This is a genomic window from Thermococcus sp. 2319x1 (assembly GCF_001484685.1).
Classification (GTDB): Archaea; Methanobacteriota_B; Thermococci; order Thermococcales; family Thermococcaceae; genus Thermococcus_A.
This window is the reverse complement of record NZ_CP012200.1, coordinates 1,375,478-1,396,503: the sequence shown is the minus strand read 5'-3', so window position 1 is coordinate 1,396,503 and position 21,026 is coordinate 1,375,478. Positions and strand designations below refer to the sequence as shown.

Here is a 21,026-nt window from a genome sequence, read left to right as displayed (position 1 = left end):
AGATGAGAATAAAACTCGAGCATGGTGCGGGTGGGGAGTTAATGGAGGAGTTTATTAGGGATGTGATTCTCAAAAACCTTACATTGAAATCAGCCGGTGGGATAGGGTTAGATGCCTTAGACGATGCCGCAACAATCCCCTTTGGGGATAAGCACTTGGTTTTCACCATAGATGGGCATACGGTTAAGCCGCTCTTCTTCCCCGGTGGAGACATTGGAAGGTTGGCTGTGAGCGGAACGGTGAATGATTTAGCCGTAATGGGGGCAGAGCCTTTAGCGCTTGCAAATTCCATGATAATCCAGGAAGGGTTTAGCGGAGAGGACTTTGAGAGAATCCTAAAGTCAATGGATGAAACTGCAAGGGAAGTTCCGGTTCCCATAGTCACCGGGGACACGAAAGTAGTCGAAGACAGGATAGGGATTTTTATCATAACCGCTGGAATTGGAATTGCTGAAAGGCCGATAAGCGATGCTGGAGCAGAGGTGGGAGACATTGTTCTGGTCAGCGGGACTGTTGGGGATCACGGAATAGCTTTGATGAGCCATAGAGAGGGGATAGCCTTCGAGACGGAGCTTAAGAGTGATGTCTCCCCCATATGGGACGTGGTAAAAGCCGTTGCTGAAGCAATTGGCTGGGAGAACATTCACGCAATGAAAGACCCCACAAGAGGCGGTTTAAGCAACGCCCTGAACGAAATGGCAAGAAAGAGCAACGTTGGAATTTTGGTGAGGGAGAGCGACATTCCAGTAAAGCCCGAGGTAAGGGCAGCGAGTGACATGCTTGGCATAAGCCCATATGAAGTTGCCAACGAAGGAAAAGTCGTGATGATTGTAGCGAGAGAATATGGGGAGGAGGCACTTGAGGCAATGAGAAGGACTGAAAAGGGAAAAAATGCCGCAATTATAGGTGAAGTTATAGATCAATACCGTGGCAAAGTCCTTCTTGAAACCGGCATAGGTGGGAAGAGATTTATGGAGCCACCCGTTGGAGATCCCGTGCCGAGGGTCTGCTGAGCCATTCTCTTCTGATGTTCTTTTATATACATTTAAGCCACAAAAACTTATAAATCGCCTCTTTTTCGCCACCGGTGGCGATACAATGATGAACCTTAGAGAGCTCGTGAGGAAGAAGCTCATTGAGGGAAAAATAGGCTTAGAGGACTTGCCACTGCTTTTGCTACGTGGACTGGTATTTTGTAACGAAAAGGAGTGAGGTTTTTGTCTTTTACATTTTTACTATTCGAAACCAGCAAGGTTTATAAGCTGGTCTCTTTTACTAAAAATCGAGCGCCGGGGTAGCCTAGCCAGGGAAGGCGGTGGACTCGAGATCCACTGGGCTTTGTCCCGCCGGGGTTCAAATCCCCGCCCCGGCGCCATAGCCGAGCAAAGCTTCTTTCCCATCCTAAAAAACTGGATACAAAAGCATAACAGAACTACGTGGTCACAAGTGCCCCGTCCTTTTCAACTATTACGGTATGTTCCGCCTGAGAAACAAGTCCTCCCCGTATTTCCTTTAAGATTGGATAACCGTACAATGCTCCGGCTTTTTCAAGTTGCATCAATGCAAGCCTTAGCTGTGCATCCGGCATGAGCCTCTGAACCCAGCGGTATGCGAAGGGTAAGGTGGAGAAGTTCTTTTTGACGTAGCTTAGGAGGTTTCTTGCCTGTGGTAGCCTGACGGGTCGGTCTCTGATGTACATGTATATTAACGTAGGCGGTACCTCTATCACCTGCCCGGCCCCGGTTGTTGCAAAGGGCTCTATCGCTATAACGTCACCCTCTTTGAGCTCGTAGTTATCGTGTGGTCTGTAAATGTTTGGAATTGAAATGCCCGTGTGAAGCTTGTATCTCTCTATTACATGCCCGCTGAGATTGACTATTGGATTGAAGCCTTTTTCTCTTATGGTCTCTTCTATAACCTTCCCGATTTCGTTTATTTTTACCCCAGCTCTGATAACGCTTATCGCATTTTTGAGCGCTTCCCTTGAAGCCTCAATTAGCTCGTCATCTTCCATTCCCACCCTCACGGTAAAGGCCGTATCCGCTATGTAGCCATCAACGTGAACGCCCAGATCAACTTTTAGATAATCCCCCCTCTGGAGAACCGTCTCATCCCCGATATAGGGGGTGTAGTGAGCGGCAATTTCGTTTAGTGAGAGGTTGCACGGAAAGGCCGGTTTTCCCCCAAGCTCCATTATTCTGTTTTCAACAAACTCGGCTATCTCATAAAGTGATGTTCCAGGTTTTATTAGCTTTAAAACCTCTTCTTTAACCTTCCTTGCAATTTCACCTGCTTTGAGGAGATTCCCTATTTTGTCTTCCACTTCTACCACCTAGGTTCACTCTCTATTTTGTTTTTAAAAAAGTTGTCCGATTTCTCGAAAATTTTTTAACGCCCTATTCTCCTTAAACAATGTGGTGACCCAATGCTAGAGCTTCGGAAGTACATCAACATCACCGATGACATCTTTGTCATAAGAAACCTCATAGGAGCGCTTCTTCAAGGTATAGGTGTTGCCTATCTAATCCCAGTCTTAATTACGTGGATTTACAGGGAAGAGATGCAGTACGTCTATTATTTTGTCATTCCCGGCTTGGCGTGTATTCTCTTTGGCGCATGGCTTGCCAGGCATTCGGAACACATAGAAGATGTAAACCTGAGGCAGGCCATGATTTCTGCCGCTTTCGTATGGCTTTTTGCCTCTTTTGTAAGTGTAGTTCCCTTCATGAGGATAGCGGGCATGAGCTTTGTTGACTCCTATTTTGAAAGCATGTCTGCTTGGACTGGAACAGGATTAACCATGATGCGCAATCTGGAAAGCTATCCTCGCATAATCCTCTTCTGGAGAGCTTGGATGCAGTGGCTTGGTGGAATAGGCATAGTCTTAGTTGCCCTTACCATTTTAATTCGCCCAGGAGTTGCTGCGGCGAGGCTTTACAGAGCGGAGGCGAGAAGCGAGAGAATTCTCCCAAACTTGGCAAACACTTCAAAAATAATCTTCCAGATATATACAATCTTGACGGTTGTGGGCGTTTATCTGTATTACATAAACGGTATGGGGCTCTTCGATGCTGTGATACACTCAATGACCGGGCTTGGAACTGGTGGTATGAGCTCCCACGATTCAAGCATAGGGTTTTTCAACAGCCTCAGCATAGAGGCAGTCACGATTTTTCTTATGATAATGGGTGCAACAAACTTTACCGTTCACTATAAAATGTTTAAGGAGAAATCCCTCGTGCCCTTCTTCAGGGATATTCAGGTTAAGTACATGTTCTTCTTTTTAACCCCGGTTATAGCGCTCATTGGATATGGGCTTATGGTTTACGATGGGCTGACAATTGGAGAATCTTTCAGGGAAGCAGTGTTTCATGCGGTCTCTGCCGTAACATGTACTGGCTTCTCTATATCGGATTTATCCAAATATCCAGAGCTGGCAAAGCTCTTAATTGGTTTCCTGATGGTAATTGGCGGTGGGGCTGGAAGTACGGCGGGAGGTATAAAGCTCATCCGCCTCACCCTAACGTTCCAGACCTTGAAGTGGACTATCCAGCAGGCTATACTTCCTAAGGGGGCGGTCATAAAAAGGAAAATTGGTGATTACATCTTTACGGAGGAAGACCTGCAGGAGGTTTTAGGGTTTACGATGACCTACATTGCTTTCTTGCTAATTGGAACCGTATGGGTCATGCTTAGGGTTGGCGCCAGCTTGGCAGATGCCTTTTTTGAAGTTGCCTCAGCTCAGGGAAACGTTGGGTTAAGTGTGGGGATAACATCTCCGGGACTGCCGCTGGATGTTAAGGTTCTCCTTATCCTTCACATGTGGATTGGAAGGCTTGAGATATTCTCAACCCTCGTGTTCATATTTGGCGTTCTCTTAATTGTGCCCAGAATCGTGGAGAGGGAGTGAAGCATGATAAGAGTGGAGGATCTGAGTTTTAAATACACTGGAGCAAAGGAATACTCTCTCAAGGACATCAACTTTAAAGTTAAGAAAGGGGAGTTTTTGGGAATTTTAGGAGCGAGTGGAAGCGGCAAGTCTACTTTGTGCTTAACCTTTAACGGGATAATTCCCCATTCTATAAAAGGAGATTTTAATGGCAACGTCTTTGTAAAAGGATACAACACGAGAGAAGCCAGCGTAGCGGAACTTTCGAAGATTGTTGGATTGGTTCTCCAAAACCCTGACTCCCAGCTCTTTAACATGACCGTCGAAGAGGAAGTGGCATTTGCCCTTGAAAACCTTGGCTTGGATGTGGAGGAAATAAGGAGGAGGGTTTACTGGGCGTTGAAAATTACCGGCCTTGAAGGGCTTGAAAAAGAATTCCCCCCAAACCTAAGTGGTGGGCAGAAACAGAGGCTTGCGATAGCAAGTGTTTTAGCCCTTAAGCCAGAGGTTCTGGTGCTTGATGAGCCTACCTCTCAGCTTGATCCTTTGGGCAGGGAGCAGGTTTTAAGCTTGATAACCCTTTTGAACAAGGAGCAGGGTATTACAATAGTTCTGGTCGAACACAACACGGAGTACCTCTTTGATTTTGCCGACAGGATAATAGTTTTGGATAGGGGAGAGCTGGTGATGGAGGGAAAGCCGAGAGAGATTTTTGAGGAAGCGGATTATCTAAGGGAGCTCGGCATCAGAATTCCTATTAGCGTAAAAATTGGGGCTGAATTGAAAAGGAAGGGGCTTCTCAAAAAAGCCGCCCTAAATGATAAAGAACTCATAAAGGCCCTCAAAGCCCTGTTGAAGAGCTGAGCTTTTCCATCAGCAGCTCGAGATAGGACTTTCTCTCAAACTTTTCAATCCCGAGGGCCTTCAGGATTTCCATGAGCTGTGGAACTTCCCTCTGCACCTCTTTTTCGTCTTTTACAAGTTTTTCTATCTCGACGAACTTTCCGAGACCTTCAACATCGTCTAACGTGATGGTAACGCCTTTCTCCACGTAATATTTTTCCCTGGTTTTTCTTACCGTGAGAACCTCCCTAAAGCCGAGAAGCCTTAAAAGTTCAAGATACGCATCAACATCCTCAATGCTTACCTCTATTTCCTTCCTTGTTTTTGAAAGCGTATCAATCTTGGGCCCTTTGTACGTGAGAAATGCCTCGAAATGACCATTAAAGCGTTTTATTCTTATCCTAAGTGCCTCATCCGTCTCTGCAAAATCCCTGCATGGGTGGTTGAAGTAGATGTCCTCGTGTATTTCTTTCCTCATAAAGGTAAAGGTTTCCCTAACCCTTTCGAATACTCTATCATCTGCATGTCCTTTGAGCTCAATCTCGATCATCCTATTCCCTCCAGGTTTCTTTTTAGCTTATTCAAGCATTTTTCGCAGTAGTCTTTTCCTTTATGATCAGTGTCGATTATTGAATTTGAAAAGTGCATTACGCATCCGGGGTTTTCGCAATGGCCAAGCCCAAACACATGGCCGAGTTCGTGCATTGCCTCCTTTATGGCCCTTTCTTTTAAAACTTCTCCATCTTTTTCGTTGTAAAATTCCGGTCTCAGCCTTGCCAGTGATATTATAGCGGCTCTCAAGTATGGGTTGGCAAGTCCAAAGATGAAGTTCATACCTTCCTCATAGAGATCCCCATCGGTTATCCCTAAAACCGCTGAAAAATCCCTTCTATGTTCGGCAACCTTTGTAAGGAAGAATCTTCCGAGGAATTGTCCCCTGATTGGGTTGTAGGAGAAGAAGAGGTCGTTTGTGGTTGTTGGGGGCAGGAGGTCTACTCTAAATCCGAATTTTGAGTAGAATCCTTCGACATAGTTTTTCACGGCCTCCAAAATGCTTTCTTCAACCTCTTTCACTACCAACGGGAGGATTCCTATCTTCACCCCTCACCCCCCAGAAAGGAAGTTGAGAATTTCAAGCCCTCTTCGAGGAACTGGAGGTACTCTTCCATGTTCTTGAACGCTATCAAGCTTTTCCTTAAGCTCATCATCAATAATCCTCTCCTCATGCAGGTTCTCAATTGTTCCCCGATAACTTACTGCTCCAAGCTTTAAGCCGGAGGAAATTTCACTGAGGGCATCGAGAAGATTTTGAATTGCAAATTCAAGTTGCTTATATATCCCGTCTTTAGTTATACCCATTTTTGAGAATCTTTCCTGAGTTTTTGGGAGTGAGGCTCTTATGAGCCGAATGCTCTTTTCTATGAGCTCTGCTTTATATCCAATCTCTTCTTTCTTCACACGTAACACCAAGAATAGTTAAGGAATAAGAAAAGATAAGGTTTTTCATGGAGTCAAGTCCATCGGTCTGAGCTCTTCCAGCAGATGTTTTGCAAGTTTTATGGTATTATCAACGTCCCTCGCATCGGCAAGCTCTACCTGTGAGTGCATGTATTTTATTGGAATCGAGAGGACTGCTGTTGCTACTCCTTCACGGTTTATCTGCATGATGTTTGCATCGGTTCCAGTTGGTCTTGGGCTTGGCTCTACCTGGAGGGGTATCTCGTATTTCTTGGCAACTTCATCCGCAAATGCCCTTATCTTTGGATTTATGTTTGGCCCAACGTCCATTACGGGGCCCTTTCCGAGCTCTGGGACTATTTTGCCCTTATCTCCCGGTTGCTTGGCAAAGGTAACGTCCATTGCTATTCCAATCTCTGGGTCAATTGCATAGCTCGTCACCTTGGCACCTCTCAGTCCAACCTCTTCTTGGACGCTTGCCACGAAGTATACGTCTGCTTGATGCCCCTCCAATGCTCTTGCTGTTTCAATCATTGCGTATAGGCAGATTCTATCGTCTAAATATGGAGTCGCAAAGCGGTTTTCGTTAAGCCTTGTAAAAGCGGGGGCAAACTCCATTATGGTTCCTACCTTTACGCCCATTTTCTCCGCTTCTTCCTTGGAGTCTGCTCCAATGTCAACAACTATCGTGTCCCAATCAGCCGCTTTGGTTCTCTCCTCGGGCTTGGTCAGATGAGGCGGAATGTGTCCAATGACACCATATATTTCTCCCTTTTCCCCGAAGATTCTAACCCTTTGTGCCACAAGAGTTCTTGGATCAACCCCGCCAACTGGAACAACATGTAGATAACCTTTTTCGTCTATGTGGTTCACCATAAGACCTATTTTGTCCATGTGGGCGGCTATCATAACTTTCGGTCCGTCTCCCTTCTTGTGGGCTATGACGTTTCCGAGCTTGTCGACTTTAACCTCATCGACGTAATCCTCAAGAGCTTCGATTACAACGTCTCTAATCCCCATGAACTCGTATCCAGAAACTCCCGGGGCTTCAATAACCTTCTGCATAAGTTCCCAGTTAACCATTTTATCACCCTCCGTTTAGATGCTTATCTTAATGAAGCTTTGGACCTTAAAAATTTTTCCGAAGAAAAGGGAAGATTCAGAGAATAACCTGCAAAAAGGCCTCTTCTCCGGGTTCAAGTTTGTCTATCTCCCATATTACTTTACCGTCCTCTATTGCTACCTTTCCTTTTGTTGCCCTTGCATCGATGGCGTTTATTGCTTTTTCATACCTGAAGTTGCTAAGTTCTCTCAGTCTCGGGGCCCTCACCTTTACGAAGTAGTATTTATCGAGCTGTTCTTCGAATTTAAGGGGCTTGAAAAGAGCTAAATAGGAGGTGCTCCCGAAGATTATTGCGGAGAGAACCAAAATTATGGGCAGGTTTCCATAGTCCTTCGGCTTCACTGGAGAGACCGGTGTTGTCTGGTTTATTGGGGTGGGAGTCGTTTGGGTTGGAGTCTCGGCTTCTGGCCTTTTTGGTTCCCTGACGGTTATTATTGCCTCAGCGCCAAGATACCTATCGCTTTCGGCTTTTAGAGAGATGCTTCCAAAGCCGGTCTCGTTTAGGTTTATCGCCGCTGTTCCGTTCTCATCGGTTACGGCGTAAGTTTTTCCAATTGGCCCTATAGCTTCTATGGTCACGTTCCCTATTCCTTTTCCTGCCGAGTCTTTAACGTAGACTAAAAGCGTCTCGTTTTTCTGTTCATAGGCCATGAAGAGCTTTTTAACCTCAACGAACGTCTCAACAATCTTACCATCGAGATTCAATGTGATGTGGTAAGTTCCGGGTTCCTTTGCCTCAACGAAAGCTATTCCATAAGAATTCGTCTTCAGCTTGGTGCCCTCTATTATTACCGGTAGTCCTTCCACTCCCTCTCCTTTTTCGTCTAAAATTCTCACGTATATTATGCCCTTTTCGAATTTTGTCTCATACTTCAGCTTTCTTTGATAGACTTCAAAGCTTTTTGTAATTGTTTTTGAGATTCCCCCAAAGCTGGTTCTCATAACAACTGTGTATTTTCCCACGTCTGGCTTGGGAAGAAATATCACATACTCCCACTTGTTTTCTGGATATTCGGGGTAAAGGAAGATGTTGTGAATTGCCTTTTCTGCAATTGAGGCGTTTTCCCTGTAGATCTCATAAGAAACATCTCCAAAGATTATCCCGTTGGAGGAAGAGGAAACCTTCAGTTTTATGGCAACGTCTTCCCCAAAGAGATACCTGTCCTTAACGTCTATATCAATTGAATAGCTCACTCTTGTGAGAACTCTCAGGGATACTGGAACTTCAATAAGCACCGCTCCTACTCTTGCCACCACTTTGAGGTCGTAAACTCCGGCTTTGGGGTTTTCAACATATATGGGTAGAGTTCTCTCCACTTTTTCTCCGGGTTCAAGCTTTTTTATGACATCTTGGTAGTAAAGGAGACCTTCAATGAGTGGCCCAGAGATGTAAAGGGTTATATTCTCTGCCGTTTCGTTACCAATATTGCTCAGCGTAACCGGGACTGAGATAGTTTCTCCGGGTTTTGCTTCGAAGCTTTTTTGAGTGACTTCAAGCAACAGAGAAGGCTGGGCACTTGTCTTTGGGATAGGGAGCAAAAATAGGAGTGTTATCAAAACAATGGCTCTTTTATTCACTTCCAATCACCTCGATTAAAGATTTTTGCTTACCAACTATTTCGTCAAAGGTTTTGGCTTTATGCTTTGCCGTTTGAAGGGTTATTCTATAATTTTTTCCGCTCTTTTTTAGCTTTTCAGCATCAAAAAAATACCATCCGTTGTTTGTGAATTTGACGGCAAGGATTCCTTTTCCTCCAAATCTGTTGGCAAAGCTTTTTATATTCTCAACCTCTTCCTCGCTTAAATAGAGTTTATCGCTCCTCGTGGTTTTAACCTCAATGCAGAGGTAAAGCCTACCATTCCCTGCAACTATATCAACTTTTTTGCTTCCTGCTGACCTAACAACGGCAAATCCCTCTTTTTCGAGCATTTTTATAAGCTCTCTCTCGGCACTGGCACCTTTTCGGTATCTCATTGGCGTTTCACCACATGTCTTTTAGGGTGTTAAAGTTTATAAGTTGTTTTATCCAGCCATTACTGGTGGTAATCATGGTGATTTACGAGCTAAATGGGAGGAAACCTAAAATTCACGAAACGGCTTTTGTGGATGAGAACGCTTACATAATTGGAGACGTCGTTTTAGAGGAGAAGACGAGCGTTTGGCCTTCAGCGGTTCTGAGGGGGGACATAGAGCAGATATACGTTGGAAGGGGCTCCAACATTCAGGATAACGTCAGCATCCACACCTCCCACGGGATGCCCACGATAATTGGGGAGTACGTTACAATAGGGCACAACGCAGTTGTCCACGGAGCGAAGATTGGAAACTACGTTATTGTAGGAATGGGGGCCGTGGTGTTGGATGGGGCAAAAATCGGAAACCATGTCATCATAGGGGCTGGGGCCTTAATACCTCCGGGCAAGGAGATTCCAGATTACAGCCTTGTTGTAGGCGTCCCGGGCAAAGTTGTGAGGCAGCTCAGTGAAGAGGAAATAGAGATGACAAAGAAAAACGCCGAAATTTATATTGAGCTTGCCGAAATGCACATGGCGAAGAGAAAGAAGATTGAGTGAAGGGATATGCTCTACAGGATTGTTTCCAAAATTCCCCATATTTTATTTAAACCCGCTTATGACTTGTATGAGTCTTACCTCCTTGAAAAAGTTAAGTCTCAGCCTGAGAAAATACCAAAGCATGTGGCCCTCATAATGGATGGCAATAGAAGGTGGGCAAGACTTTTGGACAAGCCCCCTTGGTACGGTCACCTTTTTGGTTCCAGAAAGCTGGAAGAAATTCTTGAATGGTGCAGGGAACTGGGGATAAGGACGCTGACTGTTTACGCTTTCTCAACTGAGAACTTTAAGAGAAGCAAGGAAGAGGTAAAGATGCTCATGGATCTCTTTGAAAAGAAGTTTAAGGAGCTTATTTACGATGAGAGAGTTCATAAATACGGCATAAGGGTTAACGTCCTTGGCAGGAAGGAGCTGTTGCCAAAGAACGTGAGAGAAGCGGCAGAAGAGGCTGAGAAAGCGACGAGGAAATACAACAACTATACCCTAAACATTGCCGTTGCCTACGGGGGGAGAAGCGAGATTGTCGATGCCGTGAAGAGGATTGTTGAAGACGTTCAAGCTGGAAAGCTGAGCAAAAACGAAATAAACGAGGAGCTCTTGAAGAGGTATCTTTATGTGCCCAACATGTCTGACCCGGATATAGTTATAAGAACGGGTGGAGAGATAAGGATAAGCAATTTCCTTCTTTATCAGATTGCCTATAGCGAGCTTTTCTTCGTTGATGTGTATTTCCCCGAATTCAGGAAGATTGACTTTTTGAGGATAATAAGAGAATATCAAAAACGTCACAGGAGGTTCGGGAAATAGTTATGGAAAGATTTATAACTGAACTTTTGAAGTGAATGATGAACTGACGATCAATGTTTTAGGTGGTGCGATATGGGAAAAAGGGAAGAGATGATTAAGGAAATCAAGCAGTTGATGACTCAACCGGAGAGAATTAGAAATATGGGTATTGCCGCTCACATTGACCACGGTAAGACGACACTTAGTGACAACCTGTTGGCCGGAGCGGGAATGATCAGCGAAGAACTTGCAGGAAAGCAGCTCGTGCTTGACTTCGATGAGCAAGAACAGGCAAGAGGTATTACAATTAACGCCGCCAACGTTTCAATGATTCACGAGTATGAGGGGCAGAAGTACCTTATCAACCTCATTGACACTCCAGGTCACGTTGACTTCGGTGGTGACGTTACAAGAGCAATGAGGGCCATAGATGGAGCAATAATCGTTGTGGATGCCGTTGAAGGTGTAATGCCCCAGACGGAGACGGTACTTAGACAGGCTTTGAGAGAGTACGTCAAGCCGGTTCTCTTCATCAACAAGGTTGACAGACTCATTAAAGAGCTCAAGCTTACCCCGCAACAGATGCAAGAGAGGTTTGTCAAGGTAATTACCGACGTAAACCGTTTGATTAGGAGGTACGCTCCTCCGGAGTTCAAGGACAAGTGGCTTGTTAAAGTTGAGGACGGTAGCGTTGCCTTCGGTTCAGCTTACTACAACTGGGCACTCAGCGTTCCCTACATGAGGAAGACCGGTGTCTCGTTCAAGGACATCATTGACTTAACAAACGCCGGTGATTTGAAGACCCTTAGAAAGAAGGCTCCACTTCACGTGGTTGTTCTGGACATGGTAGTTAGGCACCTTCCAAATCCATTGCAGGCTCAAAAGTACAGAATTCCGCACCTTTGGAGAGGGGACATCGAGAGCGAGATTGGTCAGGCGATGCTTAACTGTGATCCAAATGGAAAGATGGCCATGGTTGTTACAAAGATCATTATTGACAAGCACGCCGGTGAGGTTGCAACCGGTAGAGTATGGAGCGGTACCGTAAAGACGGGTCAAGAGGTTTACCTCATCACCGCTAAGAGAAAGGCAAGAATCCAGCAGGTTGGTATCTATATGGGACCAGAGAGAATCAACATGGAAGCCATCCCGGCAGGTAACATAGTTGCCGTAACAGGTTTGAAAGATGCAATGGCCGGTGAAACAGTTAGCGAGGAGCAAATCGAACCGTTTGAGGCACTTCACTACATAAGCGAGCCCGTCGTTACAGTGGCCGTTGAGGCCAAGAACGTCAAAGACTTACCAAGGCTTATCGAAGCTCTCAGACAGCTCGCCAAGGAAGATCCAACACTCCACGTCAAGATTGACGAGGAGACGGGACAACACTTGCTTAGCGGTATGGGTGAGCTCCACCTTGAGGTCAAGCTCGTGCACCTTAAGGATAAATGGGGCGTTGATGTTGATGTTTCAGAGCCAATCGTCGTTTACAGAGAAAGCATTACAAAGCAAAGCCCAATAGTCGAAGGAAAGTCACCAAACAAGCACAACAGGTTCTACATTGTTGTTGAACCAATGCCGGATGAGATTTACCAGGCAATTAAAGAGGGTGAAATACCGGAAGGAAGACCAAAAGATCCAAAGGCTGTTGCAAAGAAGCTCGCAGAGCTTGGGATGGACTATGAGATGGCCAAGGGTATAGTTGATGTTTACAATGGCAACATGTTCCTTGACAACACCAAGGGTATCCAGTACCTCAACGAAGTTATGGATCTCCTTGTAGATGGTTTCCACCAGGCAATGGACGAGGGACCACTTGCCAGAGAGCCTGTAATGAAGGTAATAGTTAGACTCATGGATGCAAAGATTCACGAGGATAACGTTCACAGAGGTCCAGCTCAGATTTACCCGGCAATTAGAACCGCTATCCACTGTGCAATGATGAAGGCAAACCCAGTTCTTTACGAGCCATACCAGAAGGTCATTATTAACGTTCCATACGAATACATGGGTGCTGTCAGCAGAGAGCTCAACCAGAGAAGAGGACAGCTTGTTGACATGAGGCAAGAAGGTGAGGTGATGATTATCATTGCAGAGGCTCCAGTGGCGGAGATGTTCGGATTTGCAGGGGCAATTAGGGGTGCAACGAGCGGTAGAGCGTTGTGGAGCACAGAGCACGCTGGCTTCAAGAGGGTTCCAAATGAACTCGCAATAAACATCATAAGACAGATAAGACAGAGAAAAGGCCTTGATCCCAATCCACCAACAGAGAAGGACGTCTGTCCACAGCAGTGAAGTCTTTTCCTTTCTTATCTTCTCTTCTTGTGACTTCTTATTGAGATTGAAGGTCCATAGTTGCGGTTTGTGAGAATTGTGTCAATGTTTTTTATAAACCTGTTGGATAAAATCTAAGATAATAGCCCTATTTCTTTGCAAATTTACCAATTTTTCAAAGTTTTTTGCACAAAGTACATATAGGACTTCGGGAATTCCTCATACTGGTGATGCTCATGAACGCTGTTCAACTTGTAAGCAGGGATATTGAAAAGGCGATGAGAGTGCAGACGAAAGTTATAGACTACATGACAGACTTCTTTGTGAAGAGGGGCTTTAAGTGGCTCTTGCCGGTTATGCTTAGCTCGATAACCGATCCCCTGTGGCCAGATCCGGCGGCGAGTAAAATGAGGGCCCCAGAAATTGAAGCTTACGGCACAAGGCTCAAGCTTATGCACAGCATGATTCTGCATAAGCAGTTTGCCATAGCGATGGGACTGGAAAAGATATTTGTTCTTTCACCAAACATCAGGCTTGAAGAGAGGGATAGAGACGATGGAAGGCATGCGTATGAATTTACCCAGCTCGACTTTGAGATAGCCTACGCCACCATGGACGATGTTATTGGGTTAATTGAGGAGCTTATTGCCGGGCTTTTTAAGGAGACAAGAAAGTGGGAAGAGCTTGAAGGAAGGGAGCTGCCCAGGGTTAAGTCGCCGTTTAAGCGCTTCACAATGGAGGAAGTTGAGGAAGAGTTTGGGGACGATGAGAAGGCAAGTAAGGCAATGAGCGAGCCTTTCTGGATAACGGACATCTCAAGGGAATTCTACGACAGGGAAGATCCAGAGAGGCCGGGGCACTTTAGAAACTATGATTTAATACTGCCCGAAGGTTACGGAGAAGTTTCAAGCGGTGGAGAAAGGGAGTGGCAGTACGATGTGATAGTTAGAAAGCTTAAGGAAAGCGGGTTAAGCTTGGAGGCCTTTAGGCCTTACCTTGAGGTTGCAAAAGCTGGAAAACTTAAGCCCTCTGCTGGAGCCGGCATTGGAGTGGAGAGGCTTGTTAGGTATATAGTTGGCGCAAAGCACATAGCTGAAGTACAGCCTTTCCCAAGAGTTCCCGGGATTCCTGCTGTTATTTAGCTTTTTTACTTCATTTTCCATGAGTTTCCAAACCTGTTCCGGTGAACTCTCCCCCACATTACTTCTTTTTCACTGTGGGACGGCTTTTCTTCTGCTGGGTAACCTATACCGATGATGCACAAAACTCTTATATGTTCTGGAATTCCTAGGAGTTCTCTCACGTAATCTTCAGCGCTCTTCTCTTTGTTGTGCATCCTCTCAAGCACATGACCCCAACATGTCCCTAATCCTAATGCCGTGGCAGCCAGCTGTATGTGCTCTGCCGCTATAGATGCATCAAACACCCAAGCGGAGCTTATTTCCTCATCTCCGCATACAACTATTGCTAAAGGTGCTGTTTCCAAAAACTCCAACGCCGGTCTTGTTTGAGCTAGCTTTTTGATAAGCCCTTCCTCGTCAACAACTACGAAGTGCCATGGTCTTCTGTTCCTTGAGCTTGGGGAATAAAATGCCGCCTCAAGAATCTTCTCCACATATTCCTCTGGAATCTTTTTCTTCTGATATTTTCTAATGCTTCTCCTCTTTTTGACAACCTCAAAGAACTCCATACTATCACCAAAAATAGAGGGTAGGGAGGTTTAGGCGTTTCCGCTTAAGTATTCGTGTATACTCTTTGCGGCTTTTCTTCCGTCACCCATTGCCAGAATCACCGTCGCTTCTCCCCTTATGGCATCCCCACCAGCAAAAACACCTGGAATGCTTGTCATTAGCCTATCGTCAACTACTATCCTTCCCCACCTGTCCACGAGAAGGTCTGGTACGCTTTGTATAAAAGTTTTATTTGGAGTCTGCCCTATCGCTATTATGGCGTTGTCAAATTCCATGATGAAGGTTTCGCCCGTTGGGACAGGCTTCCTCCTTCCGGTTTCGTCGGGTTCTCCAAGCTCCATCTTCTCAAGCTCTATTGCCTTAAGGTTTCCGTGTTCGTCTCCGATAAATCTTTTTGGAGATACAAGAAACATGAACTTAACTCCTTCTTCCTCTGCATGGTGTATCTCCTCTATCCTTGCTGTCATCTCCTTTTTTGTTCTTCTGTAGAGAACCCACACCTCGGCGCCAAGTCTCAACGCAGAACGGGCTGCGTCCATTGCGGTGTTTCCTCCCCCAATAACGGCCACTCTCTTGCCTACTTTAATCGGCGTATCGTACTCGGGGAACTGATATGCTTTCATGAGGTTAACCCTTGTGAGAAACTCATTTGCCGAGTAGATTCCGTTTAGGTTTATCCCTTCCCACTTCACAAATTTCGGCGTTCCAGCACCTGTTCCTATGAAAATGGCATCGTACTCTTGTTTCAGCTCTTCAAAGGTAATTGTTTTGCCCACAAGCGTGTCGGTCTCAATCTTCACGCCAAGCTTCCTCAAATTCTCAAGCTCCCTCCTGACTATCTCTTTGGGGAGCCTGAACTCGGGAATTCCGTAGATTGTGACTCCTCCCGGCTCGTGCAGGGCCTCAAATATCGTCACCTCGTATCCCATTTTTGCCAGCTCGGCGGCACATGTAAGCCCAGCCGGTCCGGCCCCAATAACGGCAACCTTCTTTCCATTCGGCTGTATCCCCTTTATCTGCTCTTGGAGAAGCTCCTCATCTATTCCATGCTTCCTCGCGTAATCCGCGACAAACCTTTCAAGCTTGCCTATGTTTATGGGATCGCCGATTTTACCCATTGTGCATACTCCTTCACACTGATCCTCCTGCGGGCAGACCCTTCCCGTAATTGCAGGGAGTGAGTTGTTCCTCCATATGACCTCAAGGGCACCTTTTATGTCTTCTTCAATTATCTTTGCAATAAAAGCGGGTATGTCAATATAAACGGGACATCCCTGTACGCATGGAGCGGGCTTGCATTGAAGGCACCTTTCAGCTTCTTTCTTTGCGAGCTCTAAGGTGTAACCCAGGTTTACCTCATTGAAGTCCTTGTTTCTCTCTTCGGGAGGCCTTTCTGGAGTTGGAACTCGTTCCTTTATAATCTTCCTTGACATTTAAACCATCCCCCTCTCGCGCTTCCATTTTTCAAATGAAAGCTTCTCCAAATCTTTATAATAATCCAGCCTTCTCATAAGCTCATCAAAATCAACTTCATGCCCATCGAACTCCGGCCCATCTACGCATGCAAATTTTACCTCTCCCCCTACCGTGACCCTGCATACACCGCACATGCCTGTTGCATCGACCATTATTGGGTTTAGACTAACCACAGTTTTGATTCCATAAGGTCTCGTCAGCTCTGCGACGAATTTCATCATAATAGTCGGTCCTACAGCATGCACGAGGTCTATTTTTCTTCCCTCATCAATCAGCTTTTGCAGTGCGTGGGTTGTAAATCCTTTCATCCCATAGCTCCCATCGTTGGTTGTTACTATCACCTCATCACTTACGGATCTTAGCTTATCCTCCCAAAAAACGAGTTCCTTGGTCCTAAAACCTAATATGGATATCACGTAGTTTCCCGCTTCTTTCATCGCCTTAGCTACGGGATACATCTCGGCCACTCCTACTCCACCACCTATCATAACCACTGTCCCAAAGTTGTCTATATGACTTGGCTGTCCCAAGGGCCCCAGAACGTCCAGAAGGTACTGCCCTGCCTCATACGTCCCTAACTCATAGGTAGTTTTCCCGACCTCTTGGGCAACTATCGTTATTGTACCCCTTTCGGGATTTGTATCCGCTATAGTTAGGGGGATTCTTTCTCCCCTTTCGTGGAGCCTTATGATGACAAATTGCCCCGGTTTCGCATGTTTAGCTATTCTGGGTGCTTCTATTTCAAAAAGATTAATATGTGGGGCTAATATTTCCTTGTGAACTATTCTGAACACGAGACATCACCACTATTAGTTTGGAGGTTTACTGATATAAACCTTTTCCAGAGAAGGACATTGATGCTCATTATTATACTCTCAGTTATAAAATATCATCAATCATCGTTAGTGTACTATAAAGTATATGTTTGTAACATTTGGTTGGCCACCTTCTGTTTAAAAAATCCTTAAATCGGTTCTTTACAAATATAAAATTGAATAATGAATTCGGGTGATTGTCTTGCGATATGTAAAGCTACCCCAGGAAAATTTTGAGGAGTTCTTCAACTCTTTGAAGAAGTGGGGCAAAGTGTATGCCCCGGTGAAAAAGGGGAACATCTATTCCTTCCAGCATGTCGAGAAACCTTCCGAGATAGCCTTTGATTACACCAGAACAATGCTTCCCCCGAAGAAGTTCTTTGTGAGGCCTAAGGATGAAATGCTTAGACTTAAAGGGGGTAGATGGGAAGAGAGCAATGGGGTCGAGCCAATAGTCCTCTTTGGGGTTCATTCATGCGATATTCACGGATTGGAAATACTTGACAAGGTTTACCTTGCCGAGCCAGTAGATCCCTACTACAAGAAAAGAAGGGAGAATTCGATAATAATCGGCATGAGCTGTATGCCAGATGAATACTGCTTCTGCAAAAGCCTTGGCACGGATTTCGCCATGCACGGCTTTGATCTATTTTTGCACGAGCTCCCCGATGGCTGGTTAGTGAGGGTTGGTAGTGTTAAAGGACACGAGATTGCATGGGAAAATGAGGAGCTCTTCGAGGAGCTGACTGAAGAGGATATGAAGAACTTCAGGGAGTTTGAGGAGAAGAGGGCAAACTCATTCAAAAAGCATCTCAACAAGGAGGGTCTTGAAGACATGCTCGATTTAGCCTACAACAGCCCGGTATGGAAGAAATATGAAAAAATATGCCTGGGCTGTGGCAACTGCAACATGGTTTGTCCGACGTGTAGATGCTATGAAGTGTGTGACCTGTGGATGAACGCCTATGAGGCAGTAAGGGTTAGGAGATACGATTCCTGCTTCATGGAAAGCCACGGTCTGGTTGCTGGAGGACATAACTTTAGACCAACCCGTTTAGATCGCTTCAGGCACCGCTATTACTGCAAGAGCTACTTTGATCCTTCAGCGGGCTTTAACTGTATTGGATGCGGAAGGTGTGACGAGTTCTGTCCGGCTAAGATAGAGCACGTCAAGGTTCTCGATGAGGTGAGGGAGGGATTACAATGACGTTTCAGACATACGAGGCGAGGATTTTGGAAGTGAAGGAGCTCACCTCAAGGGAAAAGCTTTTCACACTTCGATTTGTCGATCCAGAGCTCAACAGAAGCTTCAAATACAAGCCCGGACAGTTTGTTATAGTTGATATAAGGGGTTTTGGGGAATTTCCGATAAGCCTGTGCTCAACTCCTACTAGAGAAGGCTACTTTCAGCTTTGTGTTAGAAGGGTTGGGAGAATGACAAAATACATGCATAAGCTCAAAGAGGGTGACGTAGTTGGGATTAGAGGTCCTTATGGCAATGGCTTTCCAATGGAAAAGATGGAAGGATCGACTTTGGTTCTTGTGGCTGGCGGTTTGGGAATGGCACCTTTGAGGTCAGTGCTGTGGTATGCCTTGGATACGGGGAAATATGAGGAAATCTATCTTTTCTATGGAACCAAAGCCTACGAGGACATTCTCTTCAGGGATGAGATAATCCATCTACTGAAGCACGGGGAGGACATGAACTGTCATGTGAAGCTTGCCTACGAGGTGGAGACTCCATCGTGCATTTACTTGGAGAAGGGCTATTCACCGAGGGTATGCAAAGGTGTCGTTACTGATCTCTTTAGAGGAGAAACCTTTGACGTTGAAAACACCTATGCACTAATCTGCGGTCCGCCGGTGATGTACAAATACGTCATCAAGGAACTCTTAGATAGAAAGCTCTCTCCGGGAAGGATTTACATGACCCTCGAAAGAAGAATGCGCTGTGGGGTTGGGAAATGTGGCCACTGCATCGTGGGAACGAGCACTTCTATTAAATACGTCTGCAAAGACGGTCCTGTATTCACTTATTGGGATGCTCTATCCACAAGGGGGCTGATATGATGCTCAAGCTTGGTGTTTTTGAGCTGACCGATTGTGGGGGATGCGCCCTCAACATTCTCTTCCTCTACGAAAAGCTCTTTGATCTGCTTGAATTCTATGAGATAAAGGAGTTCCATATGGCCTCGAGTCTCAAAGAGCACGATAGCTTTGATGTTGCAATAGTGACGGGAACGGTTTCAACTCAGCGGGACCTTAATCTACTTCACTACGCAAGAAACCACTCAAGATATCTCATAGCCCTTGGAACATGTGCCACCCATGGGGATGTGCAGGCGAGCGTTGAAGGAAAAATTAGAGAAAAGCTTGAGAAGGTTTATGGAACGAAAGCAAACCCAATGAAGGCCTTGGATTCAACTCCGATTGTGCAGCATGTGGCCGTTGATTACGCCTTGCCGGGCTGTCCTTATGATAAGGACGAAATTTATCAGGTGCTCATGAGTTTGGCAAAAGGTGTTGAGCCACCTACAAAGGACTATCCGGTCTGTGTGGAGTGCAAGCTCAACGAATACGAGTGCGTTCTCGTTAAGAGGGGGATTCCTTGTTTGGGTCCAATAACGCTCGGCGGGTGCAATGCAGTCTGTATAAAATCTCAACTTGGGTGTATTGGATGCAGAGGGCCTCTGCCGAAGGAAGCCAATCCCGCAAGTGAGTTCGAGATTCTCAAAGAGCTTGGCTACGATGAGGAATACATTCGGAGAAAGTTCAAGACTTTTGCAAGGGGTGAGCTGAGATGGTGAGCATTGAAATTGAGGCATTTACAAGAGTTGAAGGAAACGGAGGGGCGGAGATAATCATCGAGAACGGAGAAGTGAAGGACGTTAAGGTGAAAATATTCGAAGGGCCAAGGTTCTTCGAGCTCCTAACCCTTGGAAGGCACTACTGGGACGTGCCAGACTTGGAGGCAAGGATATGTGCCATCTGCTACCTGTCTCACAGCGTTGCCTCCGTTCTTGCCATTGAGAGAGCCTTTGGGGTTGAGGTCCCAGAGGAGATAATGCTCCTAAGAGAACTCGGCCTTCTAGGAGAAGTTTTGGAAAGCCATGCTCTGCACCTCTACCTCTTAGTTGCTCCGGACCTTTTCGGGTATGCTGACGCAATAAGAATGGCGGGCAAACACGGCGAGATAGTAAAAGAAGGCCTTACAATCAAGGCGTTCGGCAACTATCTAAGGGAGGTTATCGGGGGGAGGGAAATACATGGCATCAACGTTAAGCCCGGCGGATTTGGGAGATATCCAACAGTAGAAGAGCTTGAAAGAATGGAAAGGCAAAGCGAGGCATTATTAAAGCTTGCAAGGAGAGCAGTGGGCATATTTTCAGGCCAAGAATATTTGGGGGCAAAGGCAGAGCATTACGTTACAGTTAACGGCTATCTCTATGGGGATAAGCTGATTGCTGATGATGGAGAGCACTTTGACTATTTCCAGCACATTGAAGAAAAAACTCTGCCCTACAGCTTTGCAAAGCAGAGCAGATACAAGGGAGAGGTGTTCATGGTTGGGGCCCTCTCAAGGCTAATGCTGAAGTACGAAATGCTTACCCCAATGGCGAAGCATCTATACGAAGAATATAAGGAGAAATTCGCTCAAGGATACGTCAGTTTAAATAACTTAGCCCAAGCCATAGAGCTTGTATATGCCCTCGAGAGGACGGGGGAGATAGCCAGAACTCTCCTTGATAAGGGCTTTGAGGGAGAAAACGTGCCGATTGAACCCAAAGAAGGGGAAGGAATAGGTTACGTTGAAGCACCGAGAGGAGTTTTGGTGCACCACTACAAGATTGATGAAAAAGGCAACATAGCTTATTCCAACATTATAACCCCTACAGCTTTCAACCACGCCATTATGGAGCTCAGCCTTTATGAAGAGGCCAAAAAGAGGTATGGAAGCTCGGACGAAATGACTTTCCTTCAGAAGATGGAGGAAACCGTTAGGGCGTTCGACCCATGCATCTCCTGTTCTGTGCACGTTGTTAGGCTCTGATTCTTTTTATTTTTAAATGCAAAAAAGTTATATCTGTAAAGGGCATTAA

At 45.7% G+C, this 21,026-nt stretch carries 21 protein-coding genes and 1 tRNA gene; 12 read left to right on the top strand and 10 right to left on the bottom strand.

Features of this window, described 5'->3' with window-relative positions:
* The first annotated feature begins 2 nt into the window (after positions 1–2).
* Together hypE and ADU37_RS07845 are read left to right on the top strand one after the other, a co-directional pair.
* Positions 3–1,013 (top strand): hydrogenase expression/formation protein HypE, encoded by a 1,011-nt coding sequence (hypE, locus tag ADU37_RS07850; RefSeq protein ID WP_058947073.1) that lies wholly within the window; start codon positions 3–5, stop codon positions 1,011–1,013.
* Positions 1,014–1,288: 275 nt separating this feature from the next.
* Positions 1,289–1,375, top strand: a tRNA-Ser gene (locus ADU37_RS07845).
* Positions 1,376–1,432: 57 nt separating this feature from the next.
* Here ADU37_RS07845 and map read toward each other — a convergent pair.
* The gene (gene map, locus ADU37_RS07840) at positions 1,433–2,323 is read right to left on the bottom strand and encodes a type II methionyl aminopeptidase (protein ID WP_058947072.1); all 891 of its coding nucleotides are present in this window, start codon (positions 2,321–2,323) and stop codon (positions 1,433–1,435) included.
* 102 nt (positions 2,324–2,425) lie between these two features.
* On the opposite strand from map, the gene ADU37_RS07835 reads away from it, so the two are divergent.
* Together ADU37_RS07835 and ADU37_RS07830 are read left to right on the top strand one after the other, a co-directional pair.
* Positions 2,426–3,910 carry a TrkH family potassium uptake protein gene (locus ADU37_RS07835; protein ID WP_058947071.1) on the top strand — a complete coding sequence of 495 codons (1,485 nt, stop codon included), beginning with the start codon at positions 2,426–2,428 and terminating at the stop codon, positions 3,908–3,910.
* A 3-nt stretch (positions 3,911–3,913) separates the two neighbouring features.
* Complete coding sequence (locus ADU37_RS07830; RefSeq protein ID WP_058947070.1) at positions 3,914–4,753, top strand: ATP-binding cassette domain-containing protein; 840 nt, start codon at positions 3,914–3,916, stop codon at positions 4,751–4,753.
* Here the strand turns inward: ADU37_RS07830 and cyaB are convergent.
* The 6 genes from cyaB to hjc all read right to left on the bottom strand — a co-directional run bounded on the left by cyaB (position 4,731) and on the right by hjc (position 9,288).
* Complete coding sequence (gene cyaB, locus ADU37_RS07825; protein ID WP_058947069.1) at positions 4,731–5,282, bottom strand: class IV adenylate cyclase; 552 nt, start codon at positions 5,280–5,282, stop codon at positions 4,731–4,733. The genes ADU37_RS07830 and cyaB overlap by 23 nt on opposite strands.
* Complete coding sequence (locus tag ADU37_RS07820; RefSeq protein ID WP_058947068.1) at positions 5,279–5,833, bottom strand: archaemetzincin family Zn-dependent metalloprotease; 555 nt, start codon at positions 5,831–5,833, stop codon at positions 5,279–5,281. Before ADU37_RS07820 ends, cyaB begins: the two co-directional genes overlap by 4 nt.
* Positions 5,834–5,836: 3 nt before the next feature.
* A complete protein-coding gene (locus ADU37_RS07815; protein WP_058947067.1) occupies positions 5,837–6,190 on the bottom strand; it encodes a DUF86 domain-containing protein in 354 nt (117 codons plus the stop codon).
* 45 nt (positions 6,191–6,235) lie between these two features.
* Positions 6,236–7,273, bottom strand: a complete 1,038-nt coding sequence (locus tag ADU37_RS07810; RefSeq protein WP_058947066.1) for a lysyl aminopeptidase — start codon at positions 7,271–7,273, stop codon at positions 6,236–6,238.
* 76 nt (positions 7,274–7,349) lie between these two features.
* The gene (locus tag ADU37_RS07805; protein WP_058947065.1) at positions 7,350–8,891 is read right to left on the bottom strand and encodes a CARDB domain-containing protein; all 1,542 of its coding nucleotides are present in this window, start codon (positions 8,889–8,891) and stop codon (positions 7,350–7,352) included.
* Positions 8,884–9,288: a Holliday junction resolvase Hjc gene (gene hjc, locus ADU37_RS07800; protein WP_058947064.1), complete on the bottom strand. Its 405-nt coding sequence runs from the start codon at positions 9,286–9,288 to the stop codon at positions 8,884–8,886. The genes ADU37_RS07805 and hjc overlap by 8 nt, the downstream gene beginning before the upstream one ends.
* 74 nt (positions 9,289–9,362) lie before the next feature.
* Between hjc and ADU37_RS07795 the strand changes: the two genes are divergently transcribed.
* From ADU37_RS07795 to ADU37_RS07780, 4 genes are all read left to right on the top strand, one after another.
* On the top strand, positions 9,363–9,887 hold the full coding sequence (locus tag ADU37_RS07795) for a gamma carbonic anhydrase family protein (protein WP_058947063.1): 525 nt from the start codon (positions 9,363–9,365) through the stop codon (positions 9,885–9,887).
* 6 nt (positions 9,888–9,893) lie between these two features.
* Complete coding sequence (gene uppS / locus ADU37_RS07790) at positions 9,894–10,694, top strand: polyprenyl diphosphate synthase (protein WP_058947062.1); 801 nt, start codon at positions 9,894–9,896, stop codon at positions 10,692–10,694.
* 72 nt (positions 10,695–10,766) lie between these two features.
* A complete protein-coding gene (locus ADU37_RS07785) occupies positions 10,767–12,965 on the top strand; it encodes an elongation factor EF-2 (protein WP_058947061.1) in 2,199 nt (732 codons plus the stop codon).
* A 215-nt stretch (positions 12,966–13,180) separates the two neighbouring features.
* A complete protein-coding gene (locus ADU37_RS07780; RefSeq protein ID WP_058947060.1) occupies positions 13,181–14,086 on the top strand; it encodes an asparagine synthetase A in 906 nt (301 codons plus the stop codon).
* A 5-nt stretch (positions 14,087–14,091) separates the two neighbouring features.
* Here the strand turns inward: ADU37_RS07780 and ADU37_RS07775 are convergent, their stop codons facing one another.
* From ADU37_RS07775 to ADU37_RS07765, 3 genes are read right to left on the bottom strand one after another with little or no spacing between them, the layout of a single operon-like run.
* Positions 14,092–14,634 (bottom strand): nitroreductase family protein, encoded by a 543-nt coding sequence (locus tag ADU37_RS07775; RefSeq protein WP_058947059.1) that lies wholly within the window; start codon positions 14,632–14,634, stop codon positions 14,092–14,094.
* A gap of 30 nt (positions 14,635–14,664) precedes the next feature.
* Positions 14,665–16,068 (bottom strand): NADPH-dependent glutamate synthase, encoded by a 1,404-nt coding sequence (gltA, locus tag ADU37_RS07770; RefSeq protein ID WP_058947058.1) that lies wholly within the window; start codon positions 16,066–16,068, stop codon positions 14,665–14,667.
* Positions 16,069–16,905: a sulfide/dihydroorotate dehydrogenase-like FAD/NAD-binding protein gene (locus ADU37_RS07765; protein WP_058947057.1), complete on the bottom strand. Its 837-nt coding sequence runs from the start codon at positions 16,903–16,905 to the stop codon at positions 16,069–16,071.
* Between the two features lie 223 nt (positions 16,906–17,128).
* Here ADU37_RS07765 and shyB point away from each other — a divergent pair, with 223 nt between their 5' ends.
* Genes shyB through shyA form a run of 4 tightly spaced genes read left to right on the top strand, consistent with a single transcriptional unit; the run spans position 17,129 to position 20,977 of the window.
* On the top strand, positions 17,129–18,133 hold the full coding sequence (shyB, locus tag ADU37_RS07760; protein WP_058947056.1) for an NAD(P)-dependent hydrogenase/sulfhydrogenase 2 subunit beta: 1,005 nt from the start codon (positions 17,129–17,131) through the stop codon (positions 18,131–18,133).
* Complete coding sequence (shyC, locus tag ADU37_RS07755; RefSeq protein ID WP_058947055.1) at positions 18,130–18,996, top strand: NAD(P)-dependent hydrogenase/sulfhydrogenase 2 subunit gamma; 867 nt, start codon at positions 18,130–18,132, stop codon at positions 18,994–18,996. The genes shyB and shyC overlap by 4 nt, the downstream gene beginning before the upstream one ends.
* Positions 18,993–19,733: an NAD(P)-dependent hydrogenase/sulfhydrogenase 2 subunit delta gene (gene shyD / locus ADU37_RS07750; protein ID WP_058947054.1), complete on the top strand. Its 741-nt coding sequence runs from the start codon at positions 18,993–18,995 to the stop codon at positions 19,731–19,733. The genes shyC and shyD overlap by 4 nt, the downstream gene beginning before the upstream one ends.
* The gene (gene shyA, locus ADU37_RS07745) at positions 19,730–20,977 is read left to right on the top strand and encodes an NAD(P)-dependent hydrogenase/sulfhydrogenase 2 subunit alpha (RefSeq protein WP_058947658.1); all 1,248 of its coding nucleotides are present in this window, start codon (positions 19,730–19,732) and stop codon (positions 20,975–20,977) included. Before shyD ends, shyA begins: the two co-directional genes overlap by 4 nt.
* The last annotated feature ends 49 nt before the right edge of the window (positions 20,978–21,026 follow it).

Excerpts from the sequence above, each read along its gene's own strand:
- hypE (WP_058947073.1), top strand. The coding sequence starts at position 3 with ATGAGAATAAAACTCGAGCATGGTGCGGGTGGGGAGTTAATGGAGGAG.
- ADU37_RS07835 (WP_058947071.1), top strand. The coding sequence starts at position 2,426 with ATGCTAGAGCTTCGGAAGTACATCAACATCACCGATGACATCTTTGTC.
- ADU37_RS07830 (WP_058947070.1), top strand. The coding sequence starts at position 3,914 with ATGATAAGAGTGGAGGATCTGAGTTTTAAATACACTGGAGCAAAGGAA.
- cyaB (WP_058947069.1), bottom strand. The coding sequence starts at position 5,282 with ATGATCGAGATTGAGCTCAAAGGACATGCAGATGATAGAGTATTCGAA.
- ADU37_RS07810 (WP_058947066.1), bottom strand. The coding sequence starts at position 7,273 with ATGGTTAACTGGGAACTTATGCAGAAGGTTATTGAAGCCCCGGGAGTT.
- hjc (WP_058947064.1), bottom strand. The coding sequence starts at position 9,288 with ATGAGATACCGAAAAGGTGCCAGTGCCGAGAGAGAGCTTATAAAAATG.
- ADU37_RS07795 (WP_058947063.1), top strand. The coding sequence starts at position 9,363 with ATGGTGATTTACGAGCTAAATGGGAGGAAACCTAAAATTCACGAAACG.
- uppS (WP_058947062.1), top strand. The coding sequence starts at position 9,894 with ATGCTCTACAGGATTGTTTCCAAAATTCCCCATATTTTATTTAAACCC.
- ADU37_RS07785 (WP_058947061.1), top strand. The coding sequence starts at position 10,767 with ATGGGAAAAAGGGAAGAGATGATTAAGGAAATCAAGCAGTTGATGACT.
- ADU37_RS07780 (WP_058947060.1), top strand. The coding sequence starts at position 13,181 with ATGAACGCTGTTCAACTTGTAAGCAGGGATATTGAAAAGGCGATGAGA.
- ADU37_RS07775 (WP_058947059.1), bottom strand. The coding sequence starts at position 14,634 with ATGGAGTTCTTTGAGGTTGTCAAAAAGAGGAGAAGCATTAGAAAATAT.
- gltA (WP_058947058.1), bottom strand. The coding sequence starts at position 16,068 with ATGTCAAGGAAGATTATAAAGGAACGAGTTCCAACTCCAGAAAGGCCT.
- shyC (WP_058947055.1), top strand. The coding sequence starts at position 18,130 with ATGACGTTTCAGACATACGAGGCGAGGATTTTGGAAGTGAAGGAGCTC.
- shyD (WP_058947054.1), top strand. The coding sequence starts at position 18,993 with ATGATGCTCAAGCTTGGTGTTTTTGAGCTGACCGATTGTGGGGGATGC.